The sequence below is a fragment of the Lentzea sp. NPDC036949 genome (genome assembly GCF_055608075.1).
Genome location: NZ_JBVJRA010000013.1, coordinates 226,134 through 244,013, shown reverse-complemented (window position 1 = coordinate 244,013; position 17,880 = coordinate 226,134). Strand labels below are relative to the sequence as shown.

The 17,880-nt window shown below is 71.5% G+C and carries 17 protein-coding genes; 6 read left to right on the top strand and 11 right to left on the bottom strand.

Annotated elements, in window-relative coordinates:
- Window positions 1-164: 164 nt before the first annotated feature.
- Window positions 165-1,334: a cytochrome P450 gene (locus tag ACZ7CD_RS31855; protein ID WP_360399326.1), complete on the bottom strand. Its 1,170-nt coding sequence runs from the start codon at window positions 1,332-1,334 to the stop codon at window positions 165-167.
- 16 nt (window positions 1,335-1,350) lie between these two features.
- A complete protein-coding gene (locus tag ACZ7CD_RS31850; RefSeq protein ID WP_470376033.1) occupies window positions 1,351-2,616 on the bottom strand; it encodes a glutamate-5-semialdehyde dehydrogenase in 1,266 nt (421 codons plus the stop codon).
- 63 nt (window positions 2,617-2,679) lie between these two features.
- Between ACZ7CD_RS31850 and ACZ7CD_RS31845 the strand changes: the two genes are divergently transcribed.
- A complete protein-coding gene (locus ACZ7CD_RS31845) occupies window positions 2,680-4,764 on the top strand; it encodes a RecQ family ATP-dependent DNA helicase (RefSeq protein ID WP_360399331.1) in 2,085 nt (694 codons plus the stop codon).
- Window positions 4,765-4,782: 18 nt separating this feature from the next.
- Here the strand turns inward: ACZ7CD_RS31845 and ACZ7CD_RS31840 are convergent, their stop codons facing one another.
- Complete coding sequence (locus ACZ7CD_RS31840) at window positions 4,783-5,277, bottom strand: DinB family protein (protein WP_470380337.1); 495 nt, start codon at window positions 5,275-5,277, stop codon at window positions 4,783-4,785.
- 24 nt (window positions 5,278-5,301) lie between these two features.
- Between ACZ7CD_RS31840 and ACZ7CD_RS31835 the strand changes: the two genes are divergently transcribed.
- From ACZ7CD_RS31835 to ACZ7CD_RS31825, 3 genes are read left to right on the top strand one after another with little or no spacing between them, the layout of a single operon-like run.
- Window positions 5,302-6,222: a nitrilase-related carbon-nitrogen hydrolase gene (locus ACZ7CD_RS31835; protein ID WP_470380336.1), complete on the top strand. Its 921-nt coding sequence runs from the start codon at window positions 5,302-5,304 to the stop codon at window positions 6,220-6,222.
- Between the two features lie 26 nt (window positions 6,223-6,248).
- A complete protein-coding gene (locus tag ACZ7CD_RS31830; protein ID WP_360399341.1) occupies window positions 6,249-6,428 on the top strand; it encodes a hypothetical protein in 180 nt (59 codons plus the stop codon).
- Entirely contained in the window at window positions 6,425-7,624 is a 1,200-nt protein-coding gene (locus ACZ7CD_RS31825) for a cytochrome P450 (RefSeq protein ID WP_360399344.1), read from the top strand. Before ACZ7CD_RS31830 ends, ACZ7CD_RS31825 begins: the two co-directional genes overlap by 4 nt.
- On the opposite strand, the gene ACZ7CD_RS31820 is transcribed toward ACZ7CD_RS31825, so the two are convergent.
- Window positions 7,602-8,096: an anthrone oxygenase family protein gene (locus ACZ7CD_RS31820; protein ID WP_360399347.1), complete on the bottom strand. Its 495-nt coding sequence runs from the start codon at window positions 8,094-8,096 to the stop codon at window positions 7,602-7,604. The genes ACZ7CD_RS31825 and ACZ7CD_RS31820 overlap by 23 nt on opposite strands.
- Between ACZ7CD_RS31820 and ACZ7CD_RS31815 the strand changes: the two genes are divergently transcribed.
- Window positions 8,095-8,997, top strand: a complete 903-nt coding sequence (locus tag ACZ7CD_RS31815) for an AraC family transcriptional regulator (RefSeq protein ID WP_470380335.1) — start codon at window positions 8,095-8,097, stop codon at window positions 8,995-8,997. The two genes, ACZ7CD_RS31820 and ACZ7CD_RS31815, sit on opposite strands and share 2 nt — an antisense overlap.
- Here ACZ7CD_RS31815 and ACZ7CD_RS31810 read toward each other — a convergent pair.
- Window positions 8,979-9,362: a VOC family protein gene (locus ACZ7CD_RS31810; protein ID WP_360399353.1), complete on the bottom strand. Its 384-nt coding sequence runs from the start codon at window positions 9,360-9,362 to the stop codon at window positions 8,979-8,981. The genes ACZ7CD_RS31815 and ACZ7CD_RS31810 overlap by 19 nt on opposite strands.
- Window positions 9,363-9,435: 73 nt before the next feature.
- Here ACZ7CD_RS31810 and ACZ7CD_RS31805 point away from each other — a divergent pair, with 73 nt between their 5' ends.
- Window positions 9,436-10,701, top strand: a complete 1,266-nt coding sequence (locus tag ACZ7CD_RS31805; protein WP_360399356.1) for an MFS transporter — start codon at window positions 9,436-9,438, stop codon at window positions 10,699-10,701.
- On the opposite strand, the gene ACZ7CD_RS31800 is transcribed toward ACZ7CD_RS31805, so the two are convergent.
- From ACZ7CD_RS31800 to ACZ7CD_RS31775, 6 genes are all read right to left on the bottom strand, one after another.
- The gene (locus tag ACZ7CD_RS31800; RefSeq protein ID WP_360399359.1) at window positions 10,664-11,062 is read right to left on the bottom strand and encodes a VOC family protein; all 399 of its coding nucleotides are present in this window, start codon (window positions 11,060-11,062) and stop codon (window positions 10,664-10,666) included. The genes ACZ7CD_RS31805 and ACZ7CD_RS31800 overlap by 38 nt on opposite strands.
- Before the next feature lie 10 nt (window positions 11,063-11,072).
- On the bottom strand, window positions 11,073-12,200 hold the full coding sequence (proB, locus tag ACZ7CD_RS31795) for a glutamate 5-kinase (protein WP_360399362.1): 1,128 nt from the start codon (window positions 12,198-12,200) through the stop codon (window positions 11,073-11,075).
- 4 nt (window positions 12,201-12,204) lie between these two features.
- On the bottom strand, window positions 12,205-13,662 hold the full coding sequence (gene obgE / locus ACZ7CD_RS31790; RefSeq protein ID WP_360399365.1) for a GTPase ObgE: 1,458 nt from the start codon (window positions 13,660-13,662) through the stop codon (window positions 12,205-12,207).
- Between the two features lie 102 nt (window positions 13,663-13,764).
- The gene (gene rpmA, locus ACZ7CD_RS31785; protein WP_053735607.1) at window positions 13,765-14,022 is read right to left on the bottom strand and encodes a 50S ribosomal protein L27; all 258 of its coding nucleotides are present in this window, start codon (window positions 14,020-14,022) and stop codon (window positions 13,765-13,767) included.
- Window positions 14,023-14,036: 14 nt separating this feature from the next.
- A complete protein-coding gene (gene rplU / locus ACZ7CD_RS31780) occupies window positions 14,037-14,348 on the bottom strand; it encodes a 50S ribosomal protein L21 (RefSeq protein ID WP_030468121.1) in 312 nt (103 codons plus the stop codon).
- 261 nt (window positions 14,349-14,609) lie between these two features.
- Window positions 14,610-17,669, bottom strand: a complete 3,060-nt coding sequence (locus tag ACZ7CD_RS31775; RefSeq protein WP_360399370.1) for a translation initiation factor IF-2 N-terminal domain-containing protein — start codon at window positions 17,667-17,669, stop codon at window positions 14,610-14,612.
- Window positions 17,670-17,880 lie beyond the last annotated feature (211 nt).

Here is a 17,880-nt window from a genome sequence, read left to right as displayed (position 1 = left end):
GGGCGCCGGACCGCTCCCGAGCTCCGGCGCCCGTCGTGCTGATCACACCGCACGGCCCAGGGGGAGGACGGGCCGTGCGGGTCGCGGCCCACCCCGAAGCAGAGCCGCGCACCGGGGAAACGCACCCGCCGCTCCCCCATTACGCGACTTCGTGAAGATTTTTCTCACCAGCTCGCCACGAGCCGCAACGGGCCCCTGACCAGCGAACCCTTGCGGAACTCGACGGGTTCGGCCAGCCGCAGCCCCGGCATCCTGCGCAGCACCGCGGCCAGTGCGACGTGCAGCTCCATCCGCGCGAGCTGCGAACCGAGGCAGAAGTGGACGCCGTGGCCGAACTGCAGGTGCTGACCGGTCTCGCGGTCCAGGTCGAACTCGGCGCTGTCGCGGTACACGGACTCGTCGCGGTTGGCCGACGACACCACGACCAGCAGCGCGTCACCCTCCTCGACCCGCACGTCCCCGATCCGGACGGCCTCGGTCGCGATCCGCGGGAAGCCGGCGCCGCTGCCCAGCGGGACGAACCGCAGCAGCTCCTCGACCGCGCGGGGAACTTCCTGGGGGTCGTCGACCAGCCGCTGCCAGACGCCGGGGTGTTCCAGCAGCGTGAGGATGCTGTTGCCGAGCATGTTCGCGGTGGTCTCATGACCGGCGACGAGCAGCGTGATGCCGAACCGGACCAGCTCGTCCTCGCTGAGCCGGTCGTCGTTGTCACGGGCGGCGACCAGTGCGCTGTACAGGTCGTCCGTGGGCTGCGCACGGCGTTTCGCCACCAGTGCGGTGAAGTAGGCGTGGAGCTTCGCGACGCCCTCCGCCGCCTCCTGGGGCGTGTTGCCGCCGACCGTGCCCATGACCTGGTTCGACCACGTGCGGAACTCCGCGCGGTCCGCGAAGGGCACGCCGAGCAGCTCGCAGATGATCGTGACCGGGAACGGCGTCGTGAAGCCCTCGACCAGGTCGCCGGGGTTGTCGAGGCGGTCGAGCAGGTCCTCGGTGATCTCCTGGGCACGCGGCCGCAGCGCCTCGACCCGCCGCACGGTGAACGCCTTCGACACGAGGCGGCGCAGGCGGGCGTGGTCCTCGCCGTCGGAGGTCAGGATCGACCCGCCGGGCGCGATGAGGGGCTGCATCCGCGGCACGTCCCGCCCGACGGTGCGGGCGCGGCTGAACCGCGGGTCGCCCAGGACGAACTTCGTCTCTTCGTACGACGTGACGAGCCAGCCCTCGCCGCCGTAGGGGAACGTCACGCGCGCAACGGGTTCTTCGCGCCGTAACCGTTCATACGCCGGGTCGAGGGCCAGGCCGTCGGGTTCGGAGAACGGGTAGGTGGGAGCCATGTCCCCGAAGGTAGGGCTACGCCTTCGGGCGCGTGTGCCCTTCGCCCCACGCGACCCACTTCGTGGACGTCAGCTCGGTCAGGCCCATCGGGCCGCGGGCGTGCAGCTTCTGCGTGGAGATGCCGATCTCCGCGCCCATGCCGAACTCGGCGCCGTCGGTGAAGGCCGTGGAGGCGTTGACGAACACCGCCGCCGCGTCCACACGGGCGGTGAACCTGCGTGCCGCCGCGACGTCGTTCGTCACGATGGCCTCGCTGTGCCCGGAGCCGTGCTGGGCGATGTGCTTGACCGCGTCGTCGAGGGAGTCGACCACCCTCGCGGCGATGTCGAGGCTCAGGTACTCGGTGCCCCAGTCGTCGTCGTTGGCCTGCACGACATCGGGCTGCTGCGCGAACTGGTCGTCACCGTGGACGGTGACGTCCTCCTGCTGCAGCGCCTTGGTGATGCGCGGGACGAACTCCGCGGCGACGTCCTTGTGCACCAGCAGGGACTCGGCCGCGTTGCACACGCTGGTGCGCCGGGTCTTGGCGTTGAGGACGATGGCCTCGGCCATGTCGAGGTCGGCGTGCGCGTCCACGTAGACGTGGCAGTTGCCGACGCCGGTCTCGATCGTGGGCACGGTCGCCTGCTCGACGACGGCGTTGATCAGGCCGGAGCCGCCGCGCGGGATCACCAGGTCGACCAGGCCGCGTGCGGTGATGAGGGCCGTGACGGACGCGCGGTCGTGGCACGGCAGCAGCTGTACGCAGTCAGCCGGCAGGTTCACGCTTTCGAGCGCGTCGCGCAGGACGGCGACGAGCGTCGTGTTCGAGTGCTCGGCGGTAGAGGAACCGCGCAGCAGAGCGGCGTTGCCCGACTTCAGCGCGAGACCGGCGGCGTCGACCGTGACGTTCGGGCGGCCCTCGTAGACCATGCCGACGACGCCCATCGGGACGCGGACCTGCTTGAGCTCCAGCCCGTTCGGCAGGATCGAGCCGCGCACGACCTCGCCGACCGGGTCGGCGAGTCCCGCGACGGTCTCCAGGCCCTTGGCCACGGCGTCGACGCGCGCCTCGGTCAGCGTGAGCCGGTCGAGGATGTTCTCCGGCAGACCGGCCGCCCTGCCCGCTTCGAGGTCCTTCCCGTTGGCCTCGATGATCTCCGGCGTGCGCGCGCGGAGGGCGGCGGCCATCTCGTGCAGCGCGGCGTCCTTGCGCTCACGGGTGGCGAGGACGAGGTCGTCGGCGGCGACGCGGGCGCGGCGGGCTGCGGCGTGCACCTGGTCGCGCAGGTCTTCAGTCACGCCGCACAGCTTACGACCTGCGGCAATCACAATTGTCAGACCTACCTGGCAAGCTTGCTCCCCATGGACGACATCGCGTTGCGGGAACTGGCGGAGGAGCGGCTCCGGGCACTGGCGGGCCCGGAGGCGGTGCTGCGCGAGGACCAGTGGACGGCGATCCACACCCTCGTGGCGCAGCGCCGCAGGGCACTGGTCGTCCAGCGCACGGGGTGGGGCAAGTCGGCGGTGTACTTCATCGCCACGGCGTTGCTGCGGCAGCTCGGCGAGGGCCCGACGGTCATCGTCTCGCCGTTGCTCGCGTTGATGCGCAACCAGGTCGACGCGGCGGCGCGGGCCGGGGTGCACGCGGTGACGATCAACTCCGCCAACACCGACGAGTGGGACGCGGTGCAGGCGCAGGTCGCCGCCGGTGAGGTCGACGTGCTCCTGGTGAGCCCGGAACGGCTGAACAACCCGGACTTCCGCGACTCGGTGCTGCCCTCGCTGACGGCCTCGGCCGGTCTGCTCGTGGTCGACGAGGCGCACTGCATCTCCGACTGGGGCCACGACTTCCGGCCGGACTACCGCAGGCTGCGGACGCTGCTGGCGGAGCTGCCGCCGGGCGTGCCGGTGCTGGCGACGACGGCGACGGCCAACGACCGGGTGGTCCACGACGTCACCGAGCAGCTGGGGCTCGGTGCCGAGGAGGGCACGCTGGTGCTGCGCGGGCCGCTGGACCGCGACAGCCTGCGGCTGGGCGTGGCGCAGCTGCCGACCGCCGAGGCGCGCCTGGGCTGGCTCGCCGAGCGGCTGGAGCGGCTGCCTGGCTCGGGGATCATCTACACCCTCACGGTCGCGGCGGCGGACGACATCGCCGCGTTCCTGTCCGACCGGGGCTTCGCGGTGGCCGCGTACTCGGGCAAGACCGAGCCGGCCGAACGGCAGCGGGCCGAGGAGGACCTGCTCGCCAACAGGGTCAAGGCCCTCGTCGCCACCTCCGCGCTGGGCATGGGGTTCGACAAGCCGGACCTGGGGTTCGTCGTGCACGTCGGCGCGCCCTCCTCCCCCATCGCCTACTACCAGCAGATCGGCCGGGCGGGCCGCGGTGTCGAACGCGCCGAGGTGATCCTGTTGCCCGGCCACGAGGACCGGGACATCTGGGCGTACTTCGCGTCCCTGGCGTTCCCGGCCGAGGTGGTCGTGCGGCAGGTGCTGTCCGCGTTGTCCGGGGCGGGCCGGGCGCTGTCGACGGCCGCGCTGGAGCCGGTGGTCGAGCTGTCGCGCGGGCGGCTCGAGGTCGTGCTCAAGGTGCTGGACGTGGACGGCGCCGTCCGCAGGGTGCGCGGTGGCTGGGAGGCGACCGGGCGGCCGTGGGAGTACGACGGCGAGCGGTACGCGCGGATCGCCGAGGCCCGCCGCGCCGAGCAGCAGGTGATGATCGAGTACCAGCGGACGTCGGCGTGCCGGATGCGGTTCCTGCAGGACCAGCTCGACGACCCGACCGCGCACGACTGCGGCCGCTGCGACAACTGCACGGGCGAGCGGTTGTCGGTGGACGTGTCCGAGACCGCGGCCGGCGCTGCCCGTGAACGGCTGCTGCGGCCGGGCGTCGACGTGGCGCCGCGCAAGATGTGGCCGACCGGCATGAAGGCGATCGGCGTCGACCTGTCCGGCAAGATCCCCGCGTCCGAGGTGGCGGCCACGGGACGGGCGCTGGGCCGGCTCACCGACATCGGCTGGGGCAACCGGCTGCGCGACCTGCTCGCCGACGGCGCCGACCGGGAGATCCCCGACGACGTGTTCGCGGCCTGCGTGAAGGTGCTGTCGGCGTGGGGCTGGGACGAGCGCCCGGTCGGCGTGGTGGTGGTCGGCTCCCGCAACCGCCCGTCCCTGGTGGGCAGCTTCGGTCAGCGCATCTCGTCGATCGGCCGGCTGCCGTTGCTGGGCACGGTCTGGCTCGGCGAGTCGACGCACCGGGCCAACAGCGCCCAGCGGCTGGCCGGCCTGGTGCGGTCCGGCGAGGTCCCCGACCTGTCCGGTGTGGACGGTCCGGTGCTGCTGGTGGACGACCACGTCGACACCGGCTGGACGATGACCGTGGCCGCCCGGCTGCTCAGGAGGGAGGGGGTGCCCGCGGTGCTGCCGTTCGCGCTGGCGGTGACGAACTGACGGCGGGTCCAGGACCGGCTAGCGGGCGACCAGCCGCCGGAGCTGTCCGATCTCGGCCACGTTCTTCATCAGCTCGGCGTTGACCCAGGCGAGGGTGTGCGCGACGGACATCGTCCCGTCCGGCCACGGGAAGCCGGTGGTCGCCTCCAGGTCGGCGGTCGCCAGCACGTCCAGCCACTGCGCGCGCAATCCGCGCAACCACTCCACGGCCAGCTCCGGCCCCGGCCACACCACCTCTCGCGGCTCGTCCCCGCGCACGTGGTCGATCGCGGCCGTCCACCACCAGCCGATGTGCCACGTCAACCAGGCTGCCGTGGCCACGCCGGTGGGTTCCTGCTCGGGCGTCGGCCAGTCGCGGTCCCACGCCGTGCCGTTGTGGCGCATGGTGAACACGGCGGGGGCCTGCGGTTCCCAGAGGAGGTCCGCGGGGTCCAGCAGCTCCAGGTGGTGCTCGAACAGCGACCAGGTCAGCTCGAACTGCCAGCGCAGCAGGTCGCGTTGGGAGACAGCCATGTCGTCAACCTAGAGGAGGTCGTCGTGCGCGTTGCCGCTGCCCAGGCCCGCTGTCCGTGGCTGGACTTCGAGGCGGGCGTGCGCAAGGTGGTCGACTTCGTGGGGCGGGCCGCGGCGGAGGGCGTGGAGCTCGTCGTGTTCCCGGAGACCTTCTTGCCTGGCTACCCGATCTGGCTCAGCGAGGCCGGTGGTGTGGAGTTCGACGACGACCGGCAGGAGGCGGCCTGCGCGGCGTACCGGGAGCTCGCGGTCGAGCTGAGCGGACCCGAGGTGCGGGTGGTCGTCGAGTCCGTCCGGGACCACGGGGTGTTCACCTACCTCGGGATCGCCGAGCGCGGGCCGGGGCGCGGCACCGTGTACTGCACGCTGCTGGCCATCGACCCGGTGACCGGTGTGTGCGGAGTGCACCGCAAGCTGGTGCCCACGCCGGAGGAACGGGCGGTGTGGAGCAACGGGGACGGGCACGGCCTGCAGGTGCACGAGGTCGGCGGTGTGCGCGTCGGCGGCCTGTGCTGCTGGGAGAACTGGATGCCGTTGGCGCGGCACACCCTCTACGCGCAGGCACCGGACCTGCACGTGTCGGTGTGGCCGGGCTCCACCAGGCTGACCGGCGACATCACCCGGTTCGTCGCGCTGGAGGGCGGGGTGTACTCGCTCGCGGCCGGAGCGGTGGTCGACTACGCGGACGTGCCCGCCGGTTTCCCGCTGCGGGACGAGGTCCTGGCGGCCCGGCACCGCTCGCCCTACGACGGCGGGTCGGCGATCGCGGGGCCGGACGGCCGGTGGCTGGTGGCACCCGTGCGGGGCGAGGAGCGGCTCGTGATCGCCGACATCGACCCCGCGGTGGTGCGCGGTGCGCGGCGGGAGCTCGACCCGGACGGGCTCAGGGCGAGACCGGACGTGTTCGGGGTGAGCGTGGACCGAAGACGGGGCTTTCCCGGCTGACGGACCGGAGCGGGCGCGAGCACTTCATGCTCACCGGGCGGCTGTTCGCCGCGCACCTCGGGGTGTCGTTCCCGCACGCCCTGTGGGACTCGATGAACAGCATCGCGGTGGTGTTCACGTTGGTGCTCACCGACCAGCCGTGGCGGGTCGACCGCCGCGGTAGGCCACCTGCCGAAGGGTCCTCTGTGGCAGTGTCCTCGGCATGACTGCGGGTGTCGTGCGGTTCCGGCGGGCCGAGCTCCTCCTCGCGGCACACCGGCGGTTCGGGCCGGTCGTGCGGCTGGGCCCGTACACCTGCCTGCTCGGGCCGGAGGCGAACCGGTTCGTGTTCGCGAACTCCGGGCTGTTCGGGGTGGAGCGGGCGTTCCAGTCGCTGGTGCCGGTCGACGGGCCGACGTCGTTGATCGTCAGCGACGGCGAGGACCACGGGCGGCGGCGCCGGCTCGTGCAGCCGGCGTTGGCGCACCGGCGGATCGCCGGGTACGCACCGGTGATGGCGGCCAACGCCGAGGCGGCGCTCGACGCGTGGCGGCCCGGTGCGGTGGTCGACGTCTACCAGGAGTTCCGGCGGGCGATCCGGCGCAGCACGATCGAGGCGTTGTTCGGGGCGGAGCTCGCCGGGGACGCGGACTTCTTCGGGGCGCACCTGCAGGTGCTGATCAACCTGATCGACCGCAACCCGGCCGTGGTGACGGTGCTGCGCCGGCTGAACGCCCCTGCCTGGCGCAACGCGATGCGGGCGCGGCGGGCCGTCGACGCGCGGGTGTACCGGGCGATCGAGGAGGCGCGGGAGAAGGGGACGGCCGAGGACGACCACGTGCTCGCGGCGCTCGTGCACGGCGGGGGTGACGACGGGCTGAGCGACCTGGAGGTGCGCGACCAGGTGGTGACGCTGATCGCCGCCGGGTACGAGACGACGAGTGCCGCGATGGCGTGGTCGGTGTTCAACCTGTTGCGGCACAACGGGATCTGGGAGCGCGCGGCGGAGGACGACGAGTTCCTCGGCAACGTCGTGAACGAGACGCTGCGGCTCTACCCGCCCGCGGTGGTGTCGGCGCGGACCGCGACGCGGGACTTCGAGTTCGCCGGGAAGCGGATCGAGCAGGGCACCTTCCTGCTGTACAGCCCGTACGTCACGCACCGGTTGCCCGAGGTGTGGCCGGATCCGCTGCGGTTCGACCCGGACCGCTGGGAGCACAAGCCCGCGCCGCACGAGTTCCTGCCGTTCGGCGGCGGGCCGCACCGGTGCATCGGTGCCGGTCTCGCGGTGACGGAGCTGACCGTGATGCTGAAGGCTTTGCTGCAGCGGCCGAAACCGGTGTTGCTCGCCCAGCGGGTCACACCGGTGAGCCTGGCGGCGATGCGACCGAAGCAAGGCATCAAAGTCCGAGTGGCAGGGTGACCGCCGAGGCGAGACCGGCGACGCCGCGCACGTGGTTCCACAACGTCCACCGGCGCAGGTACTCGGGCCAGTAGGCGTCGTCGGTCCGTTCGAGACGGTTGTTCATCGGCACGTTGACGACCATCGTCAGCACGAACACGCCGACGAGGTAAAGCAGGCCGCCGACATGGCGCCCCTGGACGACCTCGATCCCGCACACCACCGCGGTACCGAGGAAGACGAGCAGGAACACCGGGTTCTGGATGCGGGCGTTCAGGCGCCGCATGGCCGCACGGCCGTGTTCGGGCGGGAGGTCCGCGAGACCGGGCATCACCGAGGTGGAGAACGCGAAGAAGACGCCGGCCATCAGACCGGTTGCGGCGCTTGCGATGAGCGTGGTGGTGTCCATGATGCCAACCCTGTCCCGATCAGCGTGGACTCTCAATGACAGTTCATCGCGCAGCTTTGCTCGATCGTCCAGAATGTCGGGCATGACGGACGCGCTGGCCGAAGCCCTGCACCTGCTGCGCATGTCCGGCACCTTCTACTGCCGGAACGAGCTGACCGAGCCGTGGGGCCTCACGATGCCCGACATGGCGGACTGCCTGTGGTTCCACGTGCTCACGAGCGGTCGCTGCCAGGTCGAGGCCGACGGCGGGACCACCGTCCTCGCCCCCGGTGACGTCCTGCTGGTGCCCGGCGGCCAGGGCCACCGCCTGTTCAGCACCGCGGACGCCGCGTCGCCGGTGGTGACGACCTTGCCGCACGAGTTCGAGACCGACAACTACGCGATCCTGCGCCATGGCGGCGGTGGCGGCGTGACGCACCTGGTGTGCGGCACGGTGCGGTTCGACCACCCGGCCGCCCAGCACCTGGTCGAGGTGCTGCCGCAGGTCCTGCACGTCCGCCAGGCCGACGACATGCGCGCGATCATCGACCTGATGGCCGCCGAGGCGCGGACGCTGCGCCCCGGCGGGGAGGCGGTCATCACCCGCCTCGCCGACGTGCTGGTGATCCAGACCATCCGCTCCTGGCTCGCGAACGACCCGGCGGCGCGCACCGGGTGGCTGGGCGCGTTGCAGGACCGGCAGATCGGCCAGGCGCTCGCGTTGATCCACCGCGATCCCGCGCACCCGTGGACCGTCGACCGCCTCGCCCAGCGGACCGCGATGTCCCGTTCGGCGTTCGCGGCCCGCTTCACCGGCCTGGTCGGTGAGCCGGCGATGCGGTACGTGACGCGGTGGCGCATGCACGTGGCGATGAACCGCTTGCAGGACCGCGACTCCACGGTCAGCGAGATCGCACGCGGCCTGGGCTACGAGTCGGAGGCGGCGTTCAGCCGGGCGTTCAAACGCGTCGTCGGCGTCTCGCCCGGTCAGGCCCGCGCGGGCTGAAGCAGGTCCCAGCGGTTGCCGTAGAGGTCTTCGAACACGGCCACCTTGCCGTAGACCTCGTCGCGTGGCGTCTCCAGGAAGCGCACGCCGAACGCGGTCATGCGGGCGTGGTCGCGGTCGAAGTCGTCGGTGGTGAGGAAGAACCCGACCCGGCCACCGGTCTGGTCACCGACGCGTGCGGCCTGTTCCTCCGATGTGGCCTCCGCCAACAACAACGACGCACCGTCGCCCGCCGACACCACCACCCAGCGCTTGTCGCCCTGTGGCGTGTCCTCGACCAGCGTGAACCCGAGACCGTCCACGTAGAAGCGGATCGCCTCGTCGTAGTCGCGGACCACCAACGTCACCAAACCAATGGATCGCACGCCGACGAGTATCGCCCTCCCCGCCTGATGAGACGCACCCACAGGGGATTGCGCTGTGTGACAGGGTGATCGCATGGCGGTTACTTCGGAAACGCATCGACTGCCCGTGCGCAAGCTGGTCGCGGCCTCGGCCGGCAACGCGGTCGAGTGGTACGACTGGGGCATCTACACCGCGTTCAGCATCTACTTCGCCACGCAGATCTTCCCGAAGGGCAACGAGGCCGCTGCCCTGCTGAGCACGTTCGCGACGTTCGCGCTGGCCTTCTTCTTCCGCCCGCTCGGCGGGTACCTGCTCGGCCGGTTCGCGGACGTCCGCGGGCGGCGGACCGCGATGCTGCTGACGATCGTGCTCATGTCGGGCGGGTCGGTGGTGATCGGGTTGCTGCCGACGTTCGAGCAGGTCGGGTGGCTGTCCCCGGCGCTGCTGGTGCTGGCGCGGATCGCCCAGGGCATGGCGCTGGGCGGCGAGGTCTCCAACGCGTCGGCGTACCTAGGTGAGATCGCCAAGCCGAGCCACCGCGGGCGGTACTCGTCGTTCTTCTACATCTCGACCGGTGCCGCGGTGCTGGTGGCGTCGCTGCTCGGGTTCTTCCTCAGCCGCAGCCTCGACGCGGCGGCGATGGCGTCCTACGGGTGGCGGGTGCCGTTCCTGGTCGGCGGCGTGCTCGGGCTGATCGGGCTGTGGCTGCGGCGGGCGCTGCCGGAGACCGAGCAGTTCGAGGAGAACCGTGCGAAGGCGGAGAAGCTGAAGAACCCGTTGCTGACCACGCTGCGGGAGCACCCCAAAGCGGTCGGGCAGCTGGTGGGCTTCACGCTGTTGTCGACGCTGTGCTTCTACACGTTCTTCTCGGCGCTGACGCCGTTCGCGGTGAAGACCCGCGGTGCGGACGACGTCGACGTGTTCCTGGCGTTGTCGATCGCCACCGGTGTGTTCATCGTCCTGCAGTACCCGATGGGCTGGCTGGCGGACCGGGTGGGGCGCAAGCCGCAGATCCTGGTGTGGTCGGCGGTGACGGCGGTGCTGATCGTACCGCTGTCCGCGCTGGTGCAGCCGGGGCTGGGGAACCTGCTCGTGGTGTTCTGCGTGGGCCTGGGGCTCTACACGACGATCACGTCGATCGCACCGGCGTTGATGAGCGAGCTGTTCCCGACGGAGCTGCGCGGGCTCGGGATCGGTGCCTGGTACAACCTCACGGTCGCGTTGTTCGGCGGCACGGCGCCGCTGGTGATCCAGGCGCTGCCGGGCACCACGTTCTTCTGGTACGTGGCGGTGGCGGCGGTGATCACGTTCCTGGCGATCCTCACCCTTCCGGAGACAAGGGGTGTTCGGTTGAGCTGAGGCAGAACTCGTTGCCCTCGGGGTCGGCGAGCACGAACCACACGCCGTCCCGGCTGATCACCGCGGCGCCGAGGGCGACGAGCCGGGCCACCTCGGCCTCGACGTCGTCGCACCACAGGTCGACGTGCACGCGGTTCTTGCCGGTCTTGGGTTCCGGGACGCGGTTGAAGAAGAACCGGGGCGACCCGTCCAGCAACACCGACGGGTCGTCCTCGGGGTCGGTGATCCCCTTGCCGCGCAACCGTTCCAGCTCTTCATCGGTGTACGGCGCGAGCTCGTGGTCGTCCAGCACCGCCGCCCAGAACCGGGCGAGCGAGGCGGGGTGGGCGCAGTCGATGACGACGTCGTGCATCCGGGCCATGCGACCGAGGCTAGCGGTGCAGCGGCACCAGGTCGTCGGCGTGCACGACCTCGCGGCGTTGTTCCGCGGGCAGGTCGTGGGACTTGCGGCCGATCACCGACGGCAGCTCCGCCGAGTCGTAGCCCACGACACCGCGGGCCACCACGTCACCGGCGAGGCTGACCAGCTCGACGACGTCACCCGCCTCGAAGTCGCCGTCCACACCGGTGATGCCCGCGGCCAGCAGCGACCGGCGCCGGCCCACGACAGCGGCGACAGCGCCGTCGTCGAGGTGCAGGCGGCCGTTGGCGTCGGTGGCGTACCCGAGCCAGAAGCGGCGGGCGGTGAGCCGTGAACCCGTTGCGGCGAAAGCGGTGCCGACGTCGGCGGAGGTCAGCGCGCGGTGGGCCTCGGTGGCGCCGGTCAGCAGCACCGGGATGCCTGCGGAGGACGCCAGCCGTGCCGCGGCGAGCTTGGAGGCCATGCCACCGGTGCCCAGGCCGGACGCGCCGACGCTCCCGGCCCGCACACCGTCCACGTCCGCGGCGGACGCGACCTCGGAGATGCGCACCGCACCGGGCTGACGCGGGTCACCGGAGTACAGCGCGTCCACATCGGACAGCAGGAACAACGCGTCCGCGCCGACGAGGTGTGCCACCAGCGCGGCGAGGCGGTCGTTGTCGCCGAAGCGGATCTCCTCGGTGGCAACGGTGTCGTTCTCGTTCACGACCGGCACCGCACCGAGGGCGAGCAGGCGGTCGAACGTGCGCTGGGCGTTGCGGTAGTGGGCACGGCGCACCACGTCGTCCGCCGTCAGCAGCACCTGGCCGACGGTCAGCGCGTACCGGCCGAACGAGTTCGCGTACGCGTGCGCGAGCGTCAGCTGGCCGACGCTCGCCGCGGCCTGCTGGGTGGCGAGGTCGCGCGGGCGGCGGGAGATCTTCAACGGCGCCAGGCCAGCGGCGATCGCGCCGGAGGACACGAGCACGACCTGGCTGCCCGCCGCACACCGCGCGGCGAGGGCGTCGACCAGCGCGTCGAGACGCGCCGGGTCGAGCCCGCCTTCCGCTGTGGTCAGGGAGGAAGACCCGACCTTGACCACGATGCGGTTCGCCGAGGCGACCGCGGTGCGAGCTGGTGAGACCACGGGGGCCGTCACGGGTTCACTCCTCGTCGAAGTCGTCACCGTCGTCACCGGCGCCGGGCGCGCGGCGGGCCTTCTTCAGGGCCTTGCGCTCGTGGGCGCCGATGCGGTCGTTGCGCTCGAGACGGGCGTCCGTGCCACGTCCGGTCATCGTCATCGCGATGCCGGCCGGGGTGGTCGGCTCCCAGTCGAAGACCAGGTCGCCGATGGTGACCTGGCAGCCGGGAACGGCGCCCATCTTCACGAGCTTGTCCTCGACGCCCAGCCTGTTGAGGCGGTCCGCGAGGTAACCGACGGCTTCGTCGTTGGAGAAGTCGGTCTGGCGGATCCAGCGCTCGGGGCGTTCGCCCTTCACGATGAAGCCACCCTCGACCGAGGGGTCCTCGGTCACGGTGAAGCCCTGGTCGTCCACGGCGGTCGGCCGCAGCACGATTCGGGTCGACTCCTTCTTCGGCTGGGCCGCGCGGTACTCGCGCACGACCTCGGCCAGCTTGAACGTCAGCTCGCGCAGACCCTGGCGGGACACGGTCGACACCTCGAAGACCGGCAGGCCGCGGGCCTCGATCTCCGGGCGGACGATGTCGGCGAGGTCCTGCGCGTCCGGGATGTCGACCTTGTTGAGGATCACCACGCGCGGGCGGTCCTCGAAGTTGCCGCCCAGCGACGGCGTGTACTCCGAGAGCTCCTTCTCCAGCGCGTCGATGTCCGCGATCGGGTCGCGGCCCGGTTCGTACGTGGCGCAGTCGACGACGTGCGCGAGAACGGCGGTGCGCTCGATGTGGCGCAGGAAGTCCAGGCCGAGGCCCTTGCCCTGCGAGGCGCCGGGGATCAGGCCGGGGACGTCGGCCATCGTGAAGACGGTGTCGCCCGCGGTGATCACGCCGAGGTTCGGCACCAGCGTGGTGAACGGGTAGTCGGCGATCTTCGGCTTCGCGGCGGAGAGCACCGAGATCAGCGACGACTTGCCGGCCGACGGGAAGCCGAGCAGACCGACGTCCGCGACGGACTTGAGCTCCAGCACCAGGTCGCGGGTCTCACCGGGCTCGCCGAGCAGCGCGAAGCCGGGGGCCTTGCGCGCCTTGGACGCGAGCGACGCGTTGCCCAGGCCGCCCCGGCCACCGGCGGCGGCGATCAGCTGGGTGCCCTCGCCGACGAGGTCCGCGACGACCTCGCCGTCCTCGGTCAGCACGACCGTGCCGTCCGGGACGCGCAGGACCAGGTCCTCGCCGTTCGCGCCGTCGCGGTTCGCACCCGCGCCCGCCTTGCCGTTGGTGGCGGAGGCGTGCGGGCGGAAGTGGAAGTCCAGCAGGGTGTGCACCTGCGAGTCGACGACGAGGATGACGTTGCCGCCACTGCCCCCGTTGCCGCCGTCCGGGCCGCCGAGGGGCTTGAACTTCTCGCGGTGCACGGAAGCACAGCCGTTGCCCCCGTTGCCGGCGGCAGCGTGGATCACCACCCGGTCAACAAAACGAGCCACGGAACTACTTCCTCTCAAAGTTCTGGAACAAGCGACGAGGGGCGGTGCCGGATGACCGGTCCCGCCCCTCGCCGAGGTCTAGCTACGTTGCGGAAACGATCCTCAGACCGCGACCGGAACGATGTTGACGGTCTTGCGACCGCGCTTCGTGCCGAACTCCACCGCACCCGGCAGCAGGGCGAACAGCGTGTCGTCCTTGCCGATGCCCACACCGACGCCGGGGTGGAACTTGGTGCCGCGCTGGCGGATCAGGATCTCGCCGGCCTTGACGACCTGACCGCCGAACCGCTTCACACCCAGGTACTGGGGGTTGGAGTCACGGCCGTTGCGGGAACTGGATGCACCCTTTTTGTGTGCCATGAGAAGTCAGGTCCTCACTTACCGGTGATGCCGGTGACCTCGACGCGGGTCAACTTCTGACGGTGACCCTGCCGCTTGTGGTACCCGGTCTTGTTCTTGAACTTGTGGATGCGGATCTTCGGGCCCTTGGTGTGCTCGACGACCTTGCCGGTCACCGAGAACTTCTCCAGGGCCGCCGCGTCAGCGGTGACGTCAGTGCCGTCGACCACGAGCAGCGTCTGGAGGGAGATTTCGGTGCCCGGCTCGCCCTCGAGCTTCTCGACCTCGACGATGTCGCCGACAGCGACCTTGTACTGCTTGCCGCCGGTCTTGACGATCGCGTACATCAGGACGGAAGTCTCCTGCTACTCGATGGTGACGGGCCATGCGCCAAACCGTCTGCGAGAAACCAGCAGAGGAGGCACACGACAGGACCCGTCGGATGGCGGGCCGCAGACAAGGTTACGGGAGTGGGTGCGCCCGGAGCAAACTGGGGTCCCCTGAACCTGTTTCCGCAGGCTGTGCGGTCCCTCACAGGTGCGGTCGCGCACCCCTGACAACGCAGAACCGGGGCCGCGTGAGCGACCCCGGTTCGACGGTTGCTGACCTCAGTCCTCCTGGACCGGCGGGCCCGCGGGCCGCGACACGGCACGGCGCCTGCGGGTGGTGGTGACCACCGGAGCGGGCAGCTGGACCTCGGGCTGCTTCGGGACCTCGGCGACCACCACGGGGGGCGCCTCGACGGCCGGCGGGGCACCGGCGGCGCGCTTGGCCGCACGACGCCGCGGACGGGCCGCGGGAGGCTGCACGGCGACCGGCGCGACGGGCTCGGGTGCCGAGACCGGCTGCGGGGCCGCGACGGCCTCCTGCTCGGGCTCGGCCACCGGCTTGGCCAGCTGGGAGCCGATGCGGCCGGTCACGACCGGCTTCACGGGTTCCGGGGCGACCGGCTCGACGAGTTCCGCCGCGGTCTCCTCGACCACCTCGGGCTCGACGGCCGCCTCAGGCTCGACGGCCGGGGCCGACTCGACGACCGGGGCAGGCTCGGCGACCGCTTCGGGCTCGACGACCGGGTCGATCTCGACCGGCTCGGGGTCCTCGGCGACCTCGTGCGGCACGTCGCCGTTGAGCGCCTGCTCCTCGACGACGACCGCGTCGACAACGGCCTGCGGCTCCTTGTCGCGGCCACGACGACGGCGGCGGCGACGGCCGTGGCCCTCGTGCTCCTGGTCGGCCGCGACGGCGTCCTCGGAGGTGTCCTCGGGCTCGGCCGGCTCCACGACCTGCGGCTCGACCGGCGCTTCGGGGGCCTCGACGGCCGCCTCCACCACCTCGGTGGTCTCCGCGGCCTGGTCGCCGCCCTTGTTGCGGCGCGACTTGCGGCCACCGCCCTGCGACTGCTGCTGCTGGCCACCGTTGCCGCCGCCACCGCCGTGCGAGTGCACCGGCTCGGTCGACACGACGACGCCACGGCCGCGGCAGTGCTCACACGTCTGGCTGAACGCCTCCAGCAGGCCGGTGCCGACCCGCTTGCGGGTCATCTGCACCAGGCCCAGCGAGGTGACCTCGGCGACCTGGTGGCGGGTGCGGTCGCGGCCGAGGCACTCGGTCAGGCGGCGCAGCACCAGGTCGCGGTTCGACTCCAGGACCATGTCGATGAAGTCGATGACGATGATGCCGCCGATGTCGCGCAACCGGAGCTGGCGGACGATCTCCTCCGCCGACTCCAGGTTGTTGCGGGTGACGGTCTCCTCGAGGTTGCCGCCCGACCCGGTGAACTTGCCGGTGTTGACGTCGATGACCGTCATCGCCTCGGTGCGGTCGATGATCAGGTAGCCGCCCGAGGGCAGCCAGACCTTGCGGTCCAGCGCCTTCATCAGCTGCTCGTCGATGCGGTACTCGACGAACGCGTCGTTGTTGCCGACGTGCTTCTTCAGGCGGTCCTGCAGGTCCGGCGCCACGTGGCGGACGTAGCCGTCGATGACGTCCCACGCCTCGTCGCCCTGGACGACGAGCTGCGCGAAGTCCTCGGTGAACAGGTCGCGGACGACCTTCACCAGCAGGTCCGGCTCCTCGTAGAGCAGCGTCGGCGCCTTGGTGGAAGTGCTGGCGGACTTCTCCTTGATGACCTTCCACTGCGCCTGCAGGCGGGTGACGTCGCGCGCCAGCTCCTCCTCGGAGATGCCCTCCGACGCGGTGCGGATGATCACGCCGGCGTCCTCGGGGACGACCCGCTTGAGGATGTCCTTGAGGCGCTTGCGCTCGTTGTCGGGCAGCTTGCGGCTGATGCCCGTGGCACCGCCGCCCGGCACGTACACCAGGAAGCGGCCGGGCAGGCTGATCTGGGTGGTCAGGCGGGCGCCCTTGTGGCCGACCGGGTCCTTCGTGACCTGGACGAGCACCGAGTCGCCGCTGGAGAGCGCCTGCTCGATCTTGCGGGACTTGCCCTCGAGACCGGCGGCGTCCCAGTCGACCTCACCGGCGTAGAGCACGGCGTTGCGGCCGCGGCCGATGTCGATGAACGCGGCCTCCATGCTCGGCAGCACGTTCTGCACACGGCCGAGGTACACGTTGCCGACGATCGAGCCGGAGCCCGACGACGTGACGAAGTGCTCGACCAGCACGCCGTCTTCCAGCACGCCGATCTGGGTGCGGTCACCGTGCTCGCGGACGACCATCGTGCGGGCCACGGCCTCGCGGCGGGCCAGGAACTCGGCCTCGGTCAGCACCGGGGCGCGGCGGCGGCCGGCCTCGCGGCCGTCGCGGCGGCGCTGGCGCTTGGCCTCCAGGCGGGTCGAGCCGCGGATGCTGCGGACCTCGCTGCGCGCGGCCTCGCTCTGGGCGGCGTCGTCGGCCTTCTCGTCGCGCACCTCGCGCACGTGCACGACCGTGTTCGGCGGGTCGTCCTCGGACGACACGTCCTCGTCCGCGCCGGTCTTGCGGCGGCGGCGACGGCGGCGACGGCGGGTCGAGCCCTCGTCACCCTCGTCCTCGGCGGTGTCGTCGGCGTCGGCACCCTCCGCGGGCGCCTCGGCGTCCTCGGACTGGGTGTCGTCGCCGTCCTCACCGCCGTTCTCGGCATCCGCGCCCTTGCCGCGGCCACGGCCACGGCGACCGCGGCGGCGCCGGCGACGGCCCTCGCCCTCGTCGTCACCGTCGACGTCGATGTCGCCGTCGGTGTCCGCGTCGACGTCGGCGGCCTCGGCGGCGTCGAGCTCGTCGGCGGCGAGCTCGCCCACCGACTTCTCGTCCTCGACCGGCTCCTGCTCGACGACGAACGGCGAGGCGGACGCCTTGGGCCGCTCGATCGGCGTCGGCGGCAGGAAGACCGCGCTCGGCGCGGCGAAGACCGGCGCGAGCGCCGGGGCCTCGAACGCGGGGACCGCCGGGGCCTCGTAGTCCTCGGTGATCTCACCGGTGACGACGTCGTCCCAGTCCAGCAGGGTCTCTGCGACCTTCAGCGCGACGTCGCGGCTCACGCTCGACTGCGCACTGCGCGCGACCTCACCGAGGTCGGCCAGCGCCGTCATCACGTCCTTGCTGCTGACGTCCAGCAGTTTGGCCAAGGCGTGCACCCGCAACTTGTCGGGCAGATCGGCCAGCTCAGGGCGTGCGGAAACCACACCCTGCCCGCCGGTCGCACCGGCGGGCTTTTCCGTGTTCGACATGCAGCTCCTCCACCCCCGGGCGCGTCCCGTGAGGACGCGGCCGCGCAGGGGCCTCTCTTGTCTCTCTCCACCGCATGCTCGCGGCGGGAATCCTTGCCTCGCGCGCAGCGGCGTGACGCCTCAGCGGGCGCACGCTTGCGCAGGTCCCACGACGACGCCGCCTCCAGCGCCGCTCCTCCTGTTTGCGTCGCTGACCGGCGTTCCGGCGCTC

Bases quoted from the DNA above. Each gene is read 5' to 3' on its own strand.
- ACZ7CD_RS31855 (WP_360399326.1), bottom strand. From the start codon at position 1,334: ATGGCTCCCACCTACCCGTTCTCCGAACCCGACGGCCTGGCCCTCGAC.
- ACZ7CD_RS31845 (WP_360399331.1), top strand. From the start codon at position 2,680: ATGGACGACATCGCGTTGCGGGAACTGGCGGAGGAGCGGCTCCGGGCA.
- ACZ7CD_RS31840 (WP_470380337.1), bottom strand. From the start codon at position 5,277: ATGGCTGTCTCCCAACGCGACCTGCTGCGCTGGCAGTTCGAGCTGACC.
- ACZ7CD_RS31830 (WP_360399341.1), top strand. From the start codon at position 6,249: ATGCTCACCGGGCGGCTGTTCGCCGCGCACCTCGGGGTGTCGTTCCCG.
- ACZ7CD_RS31825 (WP_360399344.1), top strand. From the start codon at position 6,425: ATGACTGCGGGTGTCGTGCGGTTCCGGCGGGCCGAGCTCCTCCTCGCG.
- ACZ7CD_RS31815 (WP_470380335.1), top strand. From the start codon at position 8,095: ATGACGGACGCGCTGGCCGAAGCCCTGCACCTGCTGCGCATGTCCGGC.
- ACZ7CD_RS31820 (WP_360399347.1), bottom strand. From the start codon at position 8,096: ATGCCCGACATTCTGGACGATCGAGCAAAGCTGCGCGATGAACTGTCA.
- ACZ7CD_RS31805 (WP_360399356.1), top strand. From the start codon at position 9,436: ATGGCGGTTACTTCGGAAACGCATCGACTGCCCGTGCGCAAGCTGGTC.
- ACZ7CD_RS31800 (WP_360399359.1), bottom strand. From the start codon at position 11,062: ATGGCCCGGATGCACGACGTCGTCATCGACTGCGCCCACCCCGCCTCG.
- rpmA (WP_053735607.1), bottom strand. From the start codon at position 14,022: ATGGCACACAAAAAGGGTGCATCCAGTTCCCGCAACGGCCGTGACTCC.
- rplU (WP_030468121.1), bottom strand. From the start codon at position 14,348: ATGTACGCGATCGTCAAGACCGGCGGCAAGCAGTACAAGGTCGCTGTC.
- ACZ7CD_RS31775 (WP_360399370.1), bottom strand. From the start codon at position 17,669: ATGTCGAACACGGAAAAGCCCGCCGGTGCGACCGGCGGGCAGGGTGTG.